General features: G+C 40.5%; 11 protein-coding genes. 3 read left to right on the top strand and 8 right to left on the bottom strand.

The features are described from left to right. Nucleotides 1–5: 5 nt before the first annotated feature. Nucleotides 6–1,349, bottom strand: a complete 1,344-nt coding sequence (locus AE2B122_RS07215; RefSeq protein WP_175073526.1) for a UDP-glucose/GDP-mannose dehydrogenase family protein — start codon at nucleotides 1,347–1,349, stop codon at nucleotides 6–8. Between the two features lie 199 nt (nucleotides 1,350–1,548). Next, entirely contained in the window at nucleotides 1,549–2,067 is a 519-nt protein-coding gene (locus tag AE2B122_RS07210; protein ID WP_095268374.1) for a sigma-70 family RNA polymerase sigma factor, read from the bottom strand. Nucleotides 2,068–2,428: 361 nt separating this feature from the next. On the opposite strand from AE2B122_RS07210, the gene AE2B122_RS07205 reads away from it, so the two are divergent. Beyond that, a complete protein-coding gene (locus tag AE2B122_RS07205) occupies nucleotides 2,429–3,049 on the top strand; it encodes a LysE family translocator (RefSeq protein ID WP_175073524.1) in 621 nt (206 codons plus the stop codon). On the opposite strand, the gene AE2B122_RS07200 is transcribed toward AE2B122_RS07205, so the two are convergent. After that, nucleotides 3,026–4,318 (bottom strand): amino acid permease, encoded by a 1,293-nt coding sequence (locus AE2B122_RS07200; protein ID WP_095218666.1) that lies wholly within the window; start codon nucleotides 4,316–4,318, stop codon nucleotides 3,026–3,028. The genes AE2B122_RS07205 and AE2B122_RS07200 overlap by 24 nt on opposite strands. A 471-nt stretch (nucleotides 4,319–4,789) precedes the next feature. Here AE2B122_RS07200 and AE2B122_RS07195 point away from each other — a divergent pair, with 471 nt between their 5' ends. Beyond that, a complete protein-coding gene (locus AE2B122_RS07195) occupies nucleotides 4,790–6,439 on the top strand; it encodes a Na/Pi cotransporter family protein (RefSeq protein WP_175073522.1) in 1,650 nt (549 codons plus the stop codon). A 45-nt stretch (nucleotides 6,440–6,484) separates the two neighbouring features. Here AE2B122_RS07195 and AE2B122_RS07190 read toward each other — a convergent pair whose 3' ends face one another. From AE2B122_RS07190 to AE2B122_RS07170, 5 genes are all read right to left on the bottom strand, one after another. Further along, nucleotides 6,485–8,203, bottom strand: a complete 1,719-nt coding sequence (locus tag AE2B122_RS07190) for a DUF6270 domain-containing protein (protein WP_175073520.1) — start codon at nucleotides 8,201–8,203, stop codon at nucleotides 6,485–6,487. Further along, nucleotides 8,121–10,142 carry a CDP-glycerol glycerophosphotransferase family protein gene (locus AE2B122_RS07185; protein ID WP_175073518.1) on the bottom strand — a complete coding sequence of 674 codons (2,022 nt, stop codon included), beginning with the start codon at nucleotides 10,140–10,142 and terminating at the stop codon, nucleotides 8,121–8,123. The genes AE2B122_RS07190 and AE2B122_RS07185 overlap by 83 nt, the downstream gene beginning before the upstream one ends. A 121-nt stretch (nucleotides 10,143–10,263) precedes the next feature. Then, a complete protein-coding gene (locus tag AE2B122_RS07180; protein WP_175073516.1) occupies nucleotides 10,264–11,082 on the bottom strand; it encodes a phosphodiester glycosidase family protein in 819 nt (272 codons plus the stop codon). Nucleotides 11,083–11,331: 249 nt separating this feature from the next. Continuing rightward, nucleotides 11,332–12,255 carry an LCP family protein gene (locus AE2B122_RS07175; RefSeq protein WP_371809504.1) on the bottom strand — a complete coding sequence of 308 codons (924 nt, stop codon included), beginning with the start codon at nucleotides 12,253–12,255 and terminating at the stop codon, nucleotides 11,332–11,334. Nucleotides 12,256–12,351: 96 nt separating this feature from the next. Continuing rightward, nucleotides 12,352–13,299: an LCP family protein gene (locus tag AE2B122_RS07170; protein ID WP_254593443.1), complete on the bottom strand. Its 948-nt coding sequence runs from the start codon at nucleotides 13,297–13,299 to the stop codon at nucleotides 12,352–12,354. 219 nt (nucleotides 13,300–13,518) lie between these two features. Between AE2B122_RS07170 and AE2B122_RS07165 the strand changes: the two genes are divergently transcribed. Next, entirely contained in the window at nucleotides 13,519–15,504 is a 1,986-nt protein-coding gene (locus AE2B122_RS07165) for a hypothetical protein (RefSeq protein WP_175073513.1), read from the top strand. Nucleotides 15,505–15,512 lie beyond the last annotated feature (8 nt).

Below are 15,512 nucleotides of genomic sequence, written 5' to 3'. Positions count from 1 at the left end.
TTAAATTAATTTGCTGGCTGATTCGATTTTTTCGCACGGATGACAGAAGGTCGTCCGATAGAATAATAATCGATATTCGCTGTTTCTACATAGCTGAGTGGGTAGCAGTTACGGCCATCGATAACGATTGGCTGTTTCATCTGCTGTTCAAAAACAGTTAGTGGAAGGTCCTTGAACTCATCCCACTCTGTCACGATGATCGCAACATCCGCATCCTGCAATGCTTCCTTTGTACTCGCTGCATAATGAACACTCTCTGGAAGCAAACGCTTCGCATTGTCCATGGCGATTGGATCAAATGCAGAGATATTCGCACCAAGATCAGTCAATTTCTGTGCAAGAACAATACTTGCTGATTCACGCATATCATCGGTATTCGGCTTGAACGCAAGACCAAGCATCGCAACTTTCTTGCCTTCCAATCCGCCGCGCAGAACCATTTGTGCGATATCAACAGGAATTTGCTGCTGCTTGTTGTTTACATTAATAACGGATTCCAACAAGTCAAATGTGTGATTCACGCCGCCAGCGATCTGTACAAGTGCTTTCGTATCTTTCGGGAAGCAAGAACCGCCATACCCGATACCGGCATTCAGGAATTTATCACCGATACGTTTGTCCATACCCATTCCTTTGGCTACATCCTCAATGTTGGCACCAAGCTTACCGCAAATCGTACCAATTTCATTGATGAAGCTGATTTTCGCTGCCAAGAAAGCGTTGGACGCATATTTAATCATTTCGGCACTCTCTATATCCGTGCGGAATACCGGTACGCCGAATGGCTTATTGATTTCTTCTATTAAAGTTGCTGCAGCTTCGGATTCTGATCCAATTACGATACGATCTCCATTATATGTATCGTATACAGCAGAACCTTCACGAAGGAATTCTGGATTGGATACAACCTCAATTTGCACGTCACGATCAAGCGCCTCTGTAATCCAATACTTCACGAGCTTGTTCGTACCAACAGGGACAGTACTCTTCGTTACGACAACCGCTCCATTATCAGATACATGAGCGGCAATATCTCTTGCCACCTGCTGAACAAAGTCAAGGTTAGCAGAACCATCTGCTCTCTCTGGAGTACCGACAGCAATATAGATCGCATCTGCATCCTGGAAGGCGATGCTGTGGTCAGTCGTGAAATGAAGATTGCCTCTTTCGATATTTTTGGTCATTAATTCTGCTAGACCTGGCTCATAAATTGGGGACAAACCCTGATTCATCTTGGCAACTTTCGTTTCATCGATATCCACGCATGTTACATCATGTCCGACGTCTGATAGTGCCACTCCTGTCACTAAGCCTACATATCCTGTTCCAACAATTGCAATTTTCTTCATTTTTACGATCCTTTCCTGTTTCAAGGTGTGACGATTACTTCTACTAAGCTATATCGACAGCCATTTTTTTCTAAAAGATAATGTTAATAGTTTACTATAAATTATCCAAATTGCGGTTAATATTTACGATATTTTTTCATGAATTTTACAATTTTCATCTAAATGTAAAGGGTGCATGAAGATGCACCCTCACTGGTTCTTACTTTTTTCTGCATTCCTGAATGAACGTACTATCCCGCAGCTTACGTTTCACTTCTTTTCCCCAATTCTTAACGGCATCCTCTGTGGTACTTTCAATTGCGGCTATTTCCTTCACTGCATAACCATGGATTATGTACCAGTACACCCATTTCCATTGCTTATCAGTCAGTGTATGTTTGACACGCTTCCAGAATTCTTGTTTTTCTATTAAGTCAATTTCTTGCTGGATTACTTCCTTTGTGTGGGCTTCATTGATGATGAGGTCTGTCTTTTCTTGTTCGCGGATGATTTTTCTGAGGTAGTCAATGAGTCGGTGACGGATCATGTGACTGGCGTAGGAATCGAAAGTGCCTTTTGATTCATCATATCCATTATAGGCAAAAAATAATGCCATCACGCCTTCTTGAAGAAACTCGTCATGGGTATCCCGGATACCTAATCGGTGGATATGGTAATGAATCATATTCTTGTACTGCTCGAGAATTGTATGAAAATCAATATTGCGGATGTCCGACATCGGTATCTTCTCCCTTAGATTTTTATGGGCAGAACAGCTTATCAACCTCTATCCTCCTTTACAAAAATTAGGACTTTTTGTTCACCCCTCGCTATTCTGTCTTATAATCGTATGTTTTGCAAGAAAAGGGTTAATTTACCAAATTCGACATCTTGAAGCAGAAAACGTCCATTTTAACAGATTTTACAGTTGCTTAACTGCAAGATCTGTCGTAATAGCTAGAATCAAAAAGAAAAACACGCATTTCCTATGAAGAAATGCGTGTTTCAGCTAGTGTATTAATAATTTGTAAAATAAAAAGATGGACTACCCTCCCATTGCTCTGAATAGGCTGTACAAGTCAGCTAAAAGGAGGCCAAGCATGGGTAATATACTCAATTATATATTATTAGGAGTAAGTCTCTCTGCACCAGTCGGTCCAGTCAACGCCGCTCAAATGGAAAAAGGAATCCGCGGCGGGTTCCTACAAAGTTTATCCGTCGGGGTCGGAGCCATGCTGGCGGATATCCTGTATATGCTGCTTGTGTATCTTGGATTTTATCATGTGATCATGATTCCGGTAGTTCAGTCTTTTCTTTACTTCTTCGGCAGCTTCGTTTTTCTTTATCTAGGCATAGAGAGTGTACTGAAGACACGAACATTGACTCGTGCCAGTATGACGACAGTTGCTCCGCTGCAGGGACTCCGTTACGGATTCTTCCTTGCACTCGTCAATCCGATCTCTATCATGTTCTGGGTAGGTGTTTACGGCTCCGTTCTCGCTAAAATCGTCGAGCAAGGCGAGGCAGACCATTTACTACTTTATACAATAAGCATCTTTGTTGGTGTGTTTCTTTGGGATAATGTGATTGCATTATTATCCAGCAGTCTGCGCCGATTCCTTAATGATCGACTGCTGCGGCTAATTACCCTTGTTTCTGGAATGTCACTGCTTGGCTTCGGTATCTATTTTGGATATTTAGGCATTTTGAGTGTGCTCTGATTTTTTGCGTTTGACCCAAATGCCGATAATCAGAATAAGTACAGCAAAGCCGGCACTTACATATAAGCCTGGACGTACTTCCGCCTCGGCTGCTGTTCCGCTGATACCTGCGAGCAGCAGGATACCACCAATGATTGTAACCAGCTTATTGCCCATTTTGAATTTCTCGTTTTTCCAAGCCGAAGCTAAAATGAACAGCCAATTGTACAGCAGCAGCAATCCTGCCGCCGTGGTGATGTACTCATAAATTTTCCCGGGCAATAATAAAGCTGTGATAATACTTGCAAGCAGACCTACTGCAGCCAGTAGCATACTAGCTAAAGGCAGGTCCTTGTACTTCAGCTTTTTAGCGAAAAGCTGCGGTGCATCTTTGTCTTTTGCTAGTGTGACGAGCAAGTTGGTTACCGCAAACAGTGCTGCACATAAAGTAGAGAAGCCTGCGATGATAACAGCTGCGTTGAACACATGCGGAAAGAAATCAAGCGGTGTTTTCGATAGTGCTGTAACAAATGGACTTTCATTCATTTTGAAATCGTGCGTTTTGACCATACTGATTGCTAACAGCAGTGAAACGACATAAAGTATCGCCAAACCAATCAGCATGACTGTCCCCGCCTTAGCAGCCTCTTCCTTCTTCTTCAACTGCATGGACATCAATCCGATAACTTCAATACCCCCAAAAGCGTAGAAAGCATAAATAAGTGAAGCCCATAATCCTTTGTATCCATCATGCAGGAAGGATTCCTCAAAAGGCTTATACGTCGATTCCGTAGAGATGACATTAAATAAGACAAGTGCTGCCAAAACAATAAACATTGTAATTGCAGCCGTCTTAACGACCGCAAATATATTCTCCATCTTATTGAACCCTTTTGCGCCTGCCAACACGACGATAATCGCCAATACTGCATAGATAGCAGAGAACACCCATAAAGGAACCTTCTCGAACCAGAACTGACTTAGGAGAGAAATTGCGGTCAGCTGACTGCCCATGATCAGGATATTCGAGCACCAATAGCTCCAACCGCAGCTGAAAGCAGCCCATCCACCGAATGCTTTGCCCGCATAATAACAAAACGACCCTTCCTGTGGATCATTTGCAGTCATCTTAGCCAGTGATAGAAATACAATCAGCGTACCAATCGCAGCCAAAACGAAAGAAATGACGATGGAAGATCCAGTCAAATGGATACCAATTACCGAACCAAGAAAATACCCCGTCCCAATCGTACAGCCGATCCCGACAAGCGACAGCTGCCACCACTTCATATTACCTGTATTCGATGTTTTGCCCTGCCCGTTATTACCTGGATGCTTTTTCAATGCCGTTCCCTCCTCGTCTCGTTAGTATGAGGAGTAACGATGGAATTATGTAAGACAAGCATGGTATGATGTTCTTATTGATTACGAAAAAGGAGCACTATAATGGATTCTAAACCATCTAAAGGTAAAAAGGCATTCTTCTACACTATGCTAATATTACTCGCTGTAATGATGATCTTAACGATTTATTTCGTGATTGACGGATATAGTCAATTGCTTTGATTTTAAAGAGCTTGTTCCCTTAAAGGAACAGCTTTTTTTATTTGCATTTCTTCCTTTAAATAACAATAATCACATGACTTCCTCAGACTTTTGTAAAGCTTTTGTAAATCCTTTCATAATTGCCTTTACATACCTTTAACAATTAGACATAATAGTCGTGTTTGTGACAGATTATTAACCTTAGGGGTGAAAAACTTGGATATAAATTTACAGGAAATAATCTTCTCTTTTATTGGAGGATTAGGTATCTTCCTTTTCGGTATCAAGTCGATGGGAGACGGACTCCAAAGATCGGCTGGAGATAAATTACGCGATATTCTGGATAAATTCACGACTAACCCGCTTATGGGGGTACTTGCCGGTATTCTCGTTACGGTCCTGATCCAAAGCAGTTCAGGTACAACCGTAATAACGGTCAGCTTGGTTAGTGCTGGTTTTATGACGCTGCGTCAGGCGATTGGCGTTATCATGGGTGCCAATATCGGTACAACTATTACTGCATTCATCATCGGTTTGGATGTTGGTGCGTATTCACTGCCAATCCTAGCCGCCGGAGCACTAATGCTATTCTTCTTTAAAAACAAAAAAATCAATAACATTGGTCAAATCTTCTTCGGTTTTGGTGCATTGTTCTATGGACTTGAACTGATGAGCGGAGCTATGAAGCCGCTTCGCAGCCTGGAATCTTTCCATGACCTAACTGTGCAGCTAAGCGACAACCCAATTTTGGCAGTCGTGGCTGGTACGCTATTCACGGTCGTTGTTCAAAGCTCTAGTGCAACAATCGGTATTCTGCAAGGTCTTTATACGGAAGGGCTTGTTGATTTGCAGGCAGCCTTGCCAATTTTGTTCGGAGATAATCTCGGAACGACGATTACGGCTGTGCTTGCTTCTATCGGTGCATCTATTGCAGCAAGAAGAGCAGCCGCAACACATGTATTATTTAACTTGATTGGTAGTGTGATCTTCTTGATCCTGCTTATCCCGTATACTGCACTTGTAAACTGGATGCAGTCAGCATGGGATCTGAACCCAAGTATGACCATTGCATTTGCACATGGAACGTTTAATATCACGAACACGTTGATTCAGATTCCATTTGTTGCTGTTCTCGCTTGGATTGTTACGAAATTGATTCCAGGTGACGATAAGGTGGTTGCTTACAATACAAAAGGACTGGACCCAGTCATGATCCAGCAATCACCTTCTGTGGCATTAGGCAATGCAAAGCAAGAAGTGGTACGTATGGGAGAAGTGGCTGTTCAAGGTTTGGAAGAAACAAATCAATTCTTGCAGACGAAACAAGTAAAGCACGCTAATAGTGCTTACCAAATAGAAGAAGCCATTAACAACTTCGATCGCAAAATCATGGACTATCTTGTCCAAATTTCTGCTGAGTCGCTTTCTGCTCAGGAATCAGAAGAGCACGGTGCATTGATCGATGCAGTAAGCGATATCGAACGAATTGGTGACCATTTCGAGAACATCATTGAGCTCGTTGAGTATCAGCAATCGAACAAAGTCAAAATCTCCAGCTCTGCAATGGAAGATCTGACTGAAATGTTCCTTCTCACTACCGACACAGTGAAGGATGCTATGCTTTCCTTGCAAAATAATGATAAAAATCAAGCTAAAATAGTTGTCGAACAAGAAAAGAAAATCGACATGCTCGAACGCAAGCTGCGTAAACAGCATATACAGCGTCTGACAGAAGGCTCCTGCAGCGGCCAATCTGGTATTGTCTTCATCGACATCATCAGCAACCTCGAACGTATCGGGGACCATGCAGTGAATATCGCAGAAGCTGTGCTTGGAGAATCGAAGCATATGCATACAGTGAACTAAAAAAAGAGCTCCTGTCCACATCGGACAGGAGCTCTTTTATTCTCTTCAAACTTCCAGAAGGGTTGCATCCTTTACAGAAAGATTTTCCCTTGGTGACTCACGAACCAACACTCTTTTAATATGTCCGTTCTCATCAAATATCGTTACTTTTCTTCTAGTGCCATCCTCAAAAAAGTCTACTTCCTGCTGTAACGAGGATCCGTCCGGATAATACACCAAGCGCTTTGCTTGTTTATTATTTTGAAATTGGACTGCTCGATGCGGTTTATCTTTTTTGTAAAATATCTTTCGGAAATAAGTTCCGTCTGGATTGTATTCTAGTTTGGTGTACAAACTGCCATCCAAATAAAAGTCTGTTTTATTTTCTAAATTACCATCTTCATCATACTTATAGGAAGACGCCATTCTTCCTGCTCGTTTGTATCCTTTTGCATACAGTACTTCCTGGAGCTTCCCATTTGCTGCAAAAACTCTTGCTGTATGAAGGAAAGCTTGCTGGAACTCATGTCTTGCTACTAATGCATTGTAATTGTAAAGCAAGATGGAGAAATCGTCTTTTCTGAATAAGATTTTTACTCTTTGCAGCTTATTGATGACGATTGAAACTTCGTTGGCTTTTTCTATATACTGGCTTCCTTCTCGCAGCAAACGATATCCTTGTGGATTCCAAACAACTGTTGCTGCAAATTTCCCTGTTTCATCCGGAGTATATATATAACTTTGCCCTTCTTTAACAATTACTTTTGCAATAATCCTGTTTCTGATATAAAACATGAAACCACGTTTTGCACCGTTAGGATAATAAATCTTACATATTCTCAATCCATTTTTATCATGGAATAACGCATCCACTGGCTTATGATCTGGTATTTCTGTCAACAGCAGTCTTCTGTCAGTCTCAAATCCTGAGGTAATATCCAGAACATTTTGCTGAAGCTTAAAGAGGTGAAGATTATCCTTCGCAATTAACCTTTGTTTCTCTATGTCATATGGAATACCGCTTACAATACCATCTAATTCAGCTAAAAAGTCCTTATAATATCCTTCATTATAATGATAATATCCTCGGCCATACACATGGTCATGCGTGGAATAATAGTCCATATGCTTGAGTTCGATAATATGAATCTCAGGATATTTTTTTTCAATGTATTCGTATAACGAGCTTAAAAATAAATTAGTCTGCACTGCTCTTTTAGCACTGTATTTCCGATGTCCTTCATCTGGAAATGTATAAGAAAGAGGGACAAGCTGTTCCCCATCAGATACCTTAAACTGAGCAAAGGCTTTATGCAGGATGACACGATCTAATGGATAATACTCCTGAAGACCCTCAATGAAGGCATCAATGTAACCGTATAGATCGTCAGCACTACCTGGTTCATTCAGAAAATCGACTCCGAAGCTTTCCAGGACCTTCTGTATCTCCGGTCGGCGTTCCACGTAGGACTCCCCGATTTTAAGAGTTGGCATCCGTTCATCGATTAAATCAAAAATGAAGTAATCTGCTCCCCCAATAATGAACTGTTTAGAGAAGCTATCATCCACTTGTTTCAGTACGAAATCGCTGACGCTTTCATTATTGGTTAACTGCAGCTTTATGTCTCTGATAATAGCAGCCTCATCAGCAAGAGCTGCGGGCGCAGTGGAAATGACTTTTAAAGGCTTTTGAAAAATATATTTACTTACTTTGTATGTTTTCTTGTCCTGATAATTGAAGGACTCTCTCGTTACGCAAGAACCTTTTATTTCTATATTCAGCATCAGCCAGTCCCCTCTCCTTATCAAGAATATTACGTATATAATTGTATGTTTCTTCGGTATTGTTTCCGTCGGTTCTCTCAACCATCAAACTGAACTTCGATTGGTAGGCAGCTTTTTGCTCCTGCTCATAATTGCTCTTAATAAAAGCATTCAATTGATTGAAATCGTAAATGATGTCGCCGAATGCATTTTCCTTCTGCAGGATGTTCCGGGCTCCATATTCCTTTTCTGCTTTTGCTTTATCCTCCCAATAGAAGATGACATTACTTCCTCCAGCAAATGCATAAAATGTAACAGAAGAATAATCAGAGATAAGCACTTTACTTTTAAGAAGGATATCTTTTATATCTCCAGCATATAGCTTGGATTTTATCTCTTCATACACATCCGGAAATTGATCGCGAAGTATCACTTTCGCCTTCGGGTGCAATACGACATTGATCTTTTTCCCTTGATAAAAAGGGTCATTGTTGATCATTCGGATGAATTGTATGTACCTGCCCACATACGAACCCTCTGTTTTACCGCCTGTCAGATCCCATGGTCTCCAAGTAAGCATAAAGGTTATTTCTTCTTTTCGAACCGACTCTTTGGATGCAACGTACAAATCCAGATTAGGAAGACCAGTAGGTATAATATCTTCCTGCTTATAATTTGCATACTTCAAAAAATTCCGACTTTCTCTCCTGGAGCTCGTCACGATATAATCCGGTGCAATCGGCACTCTTTTATTGAAGTAGCCTCTTTCAAATACATTCGTGGCAAGAGCTACACCATGCTGAAGGAATATTTTATTTTTATTATCCAGTATCTTCTTCTTGATTAATCGATCATTATCGTACAGTCGCCGCTGAATATGGGTAGCTAAGTCAGATGAAATCAATGCATTTGCTTTAAAGATGTTATAAAAGCTTCTCAGCGTATTTTTCTTAATGATATACCTGCCGCCAAACTGTTCAATTAATTCAGGGTATAAGTCCGATTGGGCGTCAATAATGAATCTTGCCATATTATCGTTTTCCTGCCTGGCATATTTAAAGATTTCATAAGCTGACTCGCTGGCTCCTTCACAAAACTTCTCAAAAAGGATAATTCGATTATTTTTCCGAGCAAATAATTTCACAATTACGTAAGCAATTGCCTCTTTCAAAACAATTGATTTATGCAGCTTATTCGAGTACACAATTACTAACTGCCCTGTTACAGATTTCCTGATAAATGCAGACAAGCTTTTGCTTATACGGTAATTGAACGTATTATAAAGATAATGCTTACGGCTGTACTTATCAAAACCATTCTTCTTGAACGGGTAGTAATAATTAGCCGTGTTGTTATGTATTCGAAGAAACATCGGTAGATTGATTGAGCTTGTTTCAACATATATTCTTTCCAAATCCTTAGTTGGTATGATGCAAAAGAATGTATGATATAAAAGCTTCAGCTTACTCGTATTGAACGTATTCTTCTCACGTATCCCCTTAGAAAACAAATACTTGATCGGGTACCTGTATTTCTTGTCGTAACCAAGTGCGATGTCATAATCCTGTATATTCGTATACCTAAACCGCAATACCCCGATGAATAAAATCATATTAAAAAGCGGGACGCTCCAGACACGCTGTGAAGGCGCTAATTCTGCTTTCTCAATTATTTGCTCTTCTGTAAGTCGTTTATGTTTCCGAGTCACAATAAAAGATAATCTCATCCGCTTATCCAAATAAAAAATAACTTGCTTCCCTTTGTGATAGACAATCTCTTTAATCGTAACGTCATGAGACGCGTCGTTCTCTTCCGAAATAATTTGGCCTGCTGCATCATATACATAATACTTCTTGTTGGAGCTTCTCTTTCTCGTAACCAATTGAGCTGAACCGTTGAAGTCCAGTAAACCATCCTTGAATACGAGAGAGCCATTCGATACTTCGCTGTAAACAGACAATCTATCGTCTCCTCTCATTACATTTACAAATAATTTACAAACAAAAAAGATAATTTACATTCGCTTAAAATTATAGGTTTATCCTTCTAAACACGAAAGATGACGAAAGTAATGATAATTTTTAGTCGAAATAGATAAAATCAGCAACTTTTCTCCCGTCTTTTTCCTTACTAGTTCCAATTAAATCATTCTTTGCCCTTCCATCTAGGACAAGAGATGTGCTGCCTCCTCCATCCAGCACATATGCAATCCGAATGTATTTGATTTTATTTTTGATAATATGATAAAAGTCCGTATACGTTATTCCGCTATTCTGTTCTGTCCTGCCATCGAATGTATAGATGTATGTATTGTTATAATAATCCTGCATAATGATTTGCCGAGGATTATCGATCCTAATGTTGGGAATAGAATAAGAGCGATAGTAGTTTTTCCACTCTCCTTCTACAACCAAAGGAAAGAAACCTTGCCACGTATTCACGATATTCTTCGCTTCCATTTCTTTATCCGCAAATCGTGACTGAAACGAATACAGCCGACCTGCATGATCACTGCCTAGCAGCCAGCTATTACCCAAATCACTATTCTCTCTTTGAAGCTCTCCATCTTTCATTTGGATACCATAAGCCTCACCCTTGTCGGGATTGAATACACTAGCATTAATCGCCACACTGGGGCCATGCCGCTCCGAAAAGGATAGTACTTCTTCTAACCCCTTGCCGAAGCCATCATTTGCGTACGCTTTTTTAACCGGTGACGTCTTACCAAGCTCATTTTGATAATAGATTTTCGTTACATAGTATAGTGAATCATTGTAGTCGTAGGAATTAAAAACCACCTTTGTTTTATCATAGGTGGAAGGGGAAAGATTTATGGGAAGGATGATGATTGTTAGCAATAGTGTTAAGCAAATCAAACCTATTTTTAATGGCTGCTTCATGCTGTGTGCTCCTTTTTAGTTGCCTCAGGTTAGTAGTAAAAACATAAGCAGTATCTAGGTTATCATTAATGTTTTAAGGTATAAATAGAGCGATAAGGCTAGATGATGAGAGGCAGGAGTAGTTAAAAACAGTTCTGATAGCACAGATAAGAGCACGGCTTTCTGATTAATGTATAACAAATATATGGATAATTATAAGGACAAAAGAAATAGCCTCCCAATATTTAGGAAGGCTATTTCTGGCTGTTACTATGAAATCATATCATGGACCTTATCTCGTTCCTCTTGAGAAACTTCATAATAATATACCTTATCAATCGTTGTACCTGTTCCTTGCATCTGATAGTTCTCAGAATTCTGGCGTACGTTTCGGTAATTCTTGAATAAGTCTGTCATCGTAGAGAAGTCCATATTCGTTTCGACATTATTTCCTAGTGCTCCGAGGATATCATCAATCTTGCTTACAGAGTTGATGCTGGCACCTTTATCGATTACAGCTTGGATTACCTGACGCTGACGGGCGTTTCGTCCAAAGTCACCATCAGGATCCAAGTGACGCATACGAACATAGCCCATCGCTTTCGGTCCATCCAGTTGGATTTCTCCTTGCGCGTAATGATAGCCCTTTTCGTAATACCCTTCATCGATCCAATCAAGCTGGTTATTCACAGTGATACCGCCAACGGCATCGACAAAGTCAGACAAGCCTTCCATGTTCATTTCAGCGAAATAGTCGATATCTGTATCAAGGAAGTTCTCTACCGTATCAATCGCCATATCAACCCCGCCAAAAGCGTATGCGTGGTTAATCTTGTCCGTTGTTCCATGACCGACGATTTCAGTACGTGAGTCACGTGGAATACTTATTAGTTTCATAGAATCATTCGATGGATCAAGAGACATAACCATTAATGCATCGGAACGGCCAGCATCGTCTTCGCGCTGATCCACACCAAGAAGCAAAACATTCAATTTCTCTTGATCTTTCACTTTTGTTATTGATTGTTTCTTATCAATTGAGTCGGAGTCTTTTTGCATCGTGTTGACTGTCGTCTTCGCTTTATTGGCAGCATAGATACCCGTTGCAGCTACTGCAATTATTAAAACCGCTATAATACTTAAGGTTACCTTCAGCCAAGTTCTTTTCTTCTTACGTTTTTCTTTCCTGCCCAAAACCATTTCCCCCTTATTCTGCTACCATTGGAAATTAAATTATATCATGAAAAACCTCTTCTTTTTCCGGATTATTGTAAAAAGAAGAGGTCTATATTACTGATTTAAGAAGGTTTGAGCTTCCTGAGCATTCTGTTCCAAGCCGCCCACATTGAATTCCAACACTGCTCCCACATCGTAGCGAGCATCATGATAGGTGTCGTCCACAGGAATACGCATCGTTTCCATATCCTCTGTTTTTCCTCTTAGGACATCTGTTCCCATCGATAACAACAAACCATTACGGACATTCGTAGTGACATACCCATTAGCAATACCAATCATCTTTGGCAGCTTAGCAACTGTCGTCACACTAGCAACTTCTTCCTTCAGCTTGCCAAGGACTTCCTGCTGGCGCTGCACTCGGCCATAATCACCATTCGCATCATGACGGAAACGGCTATAGGCCAGCAGTTCTTCACCATGCAGTTTCTGAGTACCTTCCGTTAATTGGACACCCAATGCTTTCTCGTCAGTTGTCATTTCCGGTGTTACTGTCACTTCAATTCCGTTCGGTGCTACGGCATCAACAAGCTTTTCAAAGCCCTTGAAATCAATTTCTGCGTAGTAATTAATATCAATATCGAAGTTTTCGGTAACTGTCTTACGTACTAATTCCGGTCCGCCAATTGAATAGGCCGCATTAATTTTGTTATACCCGTAGCCCGGAATGTTCACATACGTATCACGCATAATCGATATCAGCTTGGGCTGCTTCGAGTCCGAACTGTAATTGGCAATCATGATTGTATCAGCTCGTGCAGTGTCTCCCCCGCGGGAGTCACTGCCGAGTACAAGAACATTCACGTTATCAACATTCTCATCCGAACCATTGAATTCCACTTCATCACTTAAGTTGTTATCTGCGTTCGCAGCTCGCGAGGCAGAAATATATTCAAATGCAGCATAACCACCGATCGCCAGGAAAGCAATTAGGAATACCATCATAAACAGTCTGAATTTGCGCACTTTCTTTTTCTTACGCGTCTGACGTTGTAAAGTCAAAGTTAAACCGCCTTTCTGAAAATACCTACTAAAGATAATAGCATGAAAAGTATTAGTGGAATATAGTTTTTATAAGTTTTGCAAAAAATATCCACTTTAAAAAAACAGAATAAAATTACTTTTGTCTATTTTTGTCACTTTTGTCATATATAAAAGGTATTTATAGTAATATATACTTATGTTTCTTGTAACATATAACAATTAAAAGGAGCGATTGGAGTGGAGGAATTATTGCCTATAGAACCAGTTGTCCGGCAACATATTTTCATTGGCCGGAACAAAGAACTTGTTACATACCACAACTGGTTAGCGGAAGATCAGGCTGTCTCCACATTGTTCGTCGTATCGGGCATGGGTGGAATCGGAAAAAGTGCCCTCTTAGCAAAAATGAACCATGATACAAAAGAAAAAGGAATACATACCATTTTCCTAGACGGAAGTGTTTGTCCGCAGACTCCTTACGGTTTTATGGAGTATCTTCATATGCTGATACACCCTTATCAGCATGGTGCATCGATTGATATCCTTATTCATAATCCGCTTCAAAGGAAAATTATTTTATACTTGGATCATTTCGATGAAATAACAGTCTTACACAGTTGGTTTATCAACGCTTTTCTTCCTCACATGGCGTCTAAAGGAATTGGTATTGTCCTTGCAACGAGAAATCCAGTAGCTTCTCCGCATATGAGGACAGTTTCTTTACCGCTAACACATTTCATATACGTGGAAACACTAAACTATATTAACGCCGTTTCTAATTTACCGGCAAAACAGGCTCATCAATTAGCTTTTAAATCAGATGGATTTCCATTAGGACTTGCACTAGCTGTCGATATGTTAACAAAGAGCAGGAAAGCTGATTTGCGTATCGTAAGTCAAACTATCAGTGCAAAGTTTCTGAGAGAAGTGACCGCTGTTTCCTTGCATCCGTTATTAGAGGCGTTAATCGTGATGGAATATGCCAATCAGGAATTGCTGGCAGCTGTATTGCAACGCCCCATATGCTTAGATGAGTATCGTTCTTTGCAGAAGCTGTCCTTTATAGATTTGCATCCTTATGGGTTGAAGCTGCATGACATCGCAAAGAACTATTTAAAACAAGACTTCCAGATGCGAGAACCCAGCCGTTTAGCCAGCCTTCATCGTACTTGTATGCAAGTGCTTTATCAGCAATTAACTGATACCTCTTTAACGGATAGAGCCGTTATTACGTCTGCGTTACTCAAAATGAATAGAGATATATGGCCTAAAAATAATGCATATTTAAGTTTCGCCTCTCCTATTACCCAAGTGGAGACAGACCATATCGTAGAGAGTGACATACCGATTTTACATGAATTAATAGAAGATTGGTGTTCATATAGTCTAGATCCTGAACATAACCAGAATTATCATAAGTTCCTGGATGCACTAATTCAACTGGACCCTGATACCATTCTTTTATTACGTAATCAGCAACATCTACCAATAGGGATGTTCATCACTGTGCATTTTACAACAAAGACTGCACCACTTTTATTGCATCATTTCCGTGCTGATCTGGAAGCCTGCTTCACACCAGAAGGCTGCAGACAAGCAGCTTTGCAAGCAGATTCGTATGTTCCGATTCTTATAACAGCAACCGATCACCACCTCTCTTATACAAGACAGGAATTAACAGGCATGCTTATTATGGAACAGCTTGCGAAGCTGGAACCTGGCAAACGCGCAATTCTCGTTGCGACGAATGAGTCCTTAAATCAATTCCTGCGTACTATTGGCTTCCGCAGCCGTCCAGCAGGAGATACACGCTGTGACACTTCCTGGGCTAAGGCAGAAGTATTGGAATTGGACCTCAGAAAAGGGGCATTTGAAGACTGGATTTTCGATTTGGTGCCGTTTAAACAAAAGCAGATTCCTACTTTAACAATAGAAGAAACACGAAAAATACTGCATTCTATTAAATCAACAATTGAGCTGGAAGAATACACAGACTACTTTACTGATTGTGCCACTGGTCAAGCTGTCCAAATGAAAATTATGTCTTTATTAAAACAAACAAACCACCTCACTTCCGACCAGCGAGATGTTCTCTGGAACGGTTTTATCCGCTTTCCAGAGAACGCAGTACATGCTGCCGAAATGTGCAATATGAGCAGAGCTACGTTCTACCGGCATCAGAAAAAGGCTATTCAGCAGCTCACGCATATTTTATGTTCATAAAAATGCAC

Origin of the sequence: Terribacillus sp. AE2B 122 (assembly GCF_902497585.1) — a bacterium.
Classification (GTDB): domain Bacteria; phylum Bacillota; class Bacilli; order Bacillales; family Amphibacillaceae; genus Terribacillus; species Terribacillus saccharophilus_A.
This window is presented reverse-complemented; position numbering and strand designations above follow the sequence as displayed.

What these genes read in the sequence shown, in the direction of transcription:
- AE2B122_RS07215 (WP_175073526.1), bottom strand. Translation starts at nt 1,349, where the DNA reads ATGAAGAAAATTGCAATTGTTGGAACAGGATATGTAGGCTTAGTGACA.
- AE2B122_RS07210 (WP_095268374.1), bottom strand. Translation starts at nt 2,067, where the DNA reads ATGTCGGACATCCGCAATATTGATTTTCATACAATTCTCGAGCAGTAC.
- AE2B122_RS07205 (WP_175073524.1), top strand. Translation starts at nt 2,429, where the DNA reads ATGGGTAATATACTCAATTATATATTATTAGGAGTAAGTCTCTCTGCA.
- AE2B122_RS07200 (WP_095218666.1), bottom strand. Translation starts at nt 4,318, where the DNA reads ATGAAGTGGTGGCAGCTGTCGCTTGTCGGGATCGGCTGTACGATTGGG.
- AE2B122_RS07190 (WP_175073520.1), bottom strand. Translation starts at nt 8,203, where the DNA reads ATGCTGAATATAGAAATAAAAGGTTCTTGCGTAACGAGAGAGTCCTTC.
- AE2B122_RS07180 (WP_175073516.1), bottom strand. Translation starts at nt 11,082, where the DNA reads ATGAAGCAGCCATTAAAAATAGGTTTGATTTGCTTAACACTATTGCTA.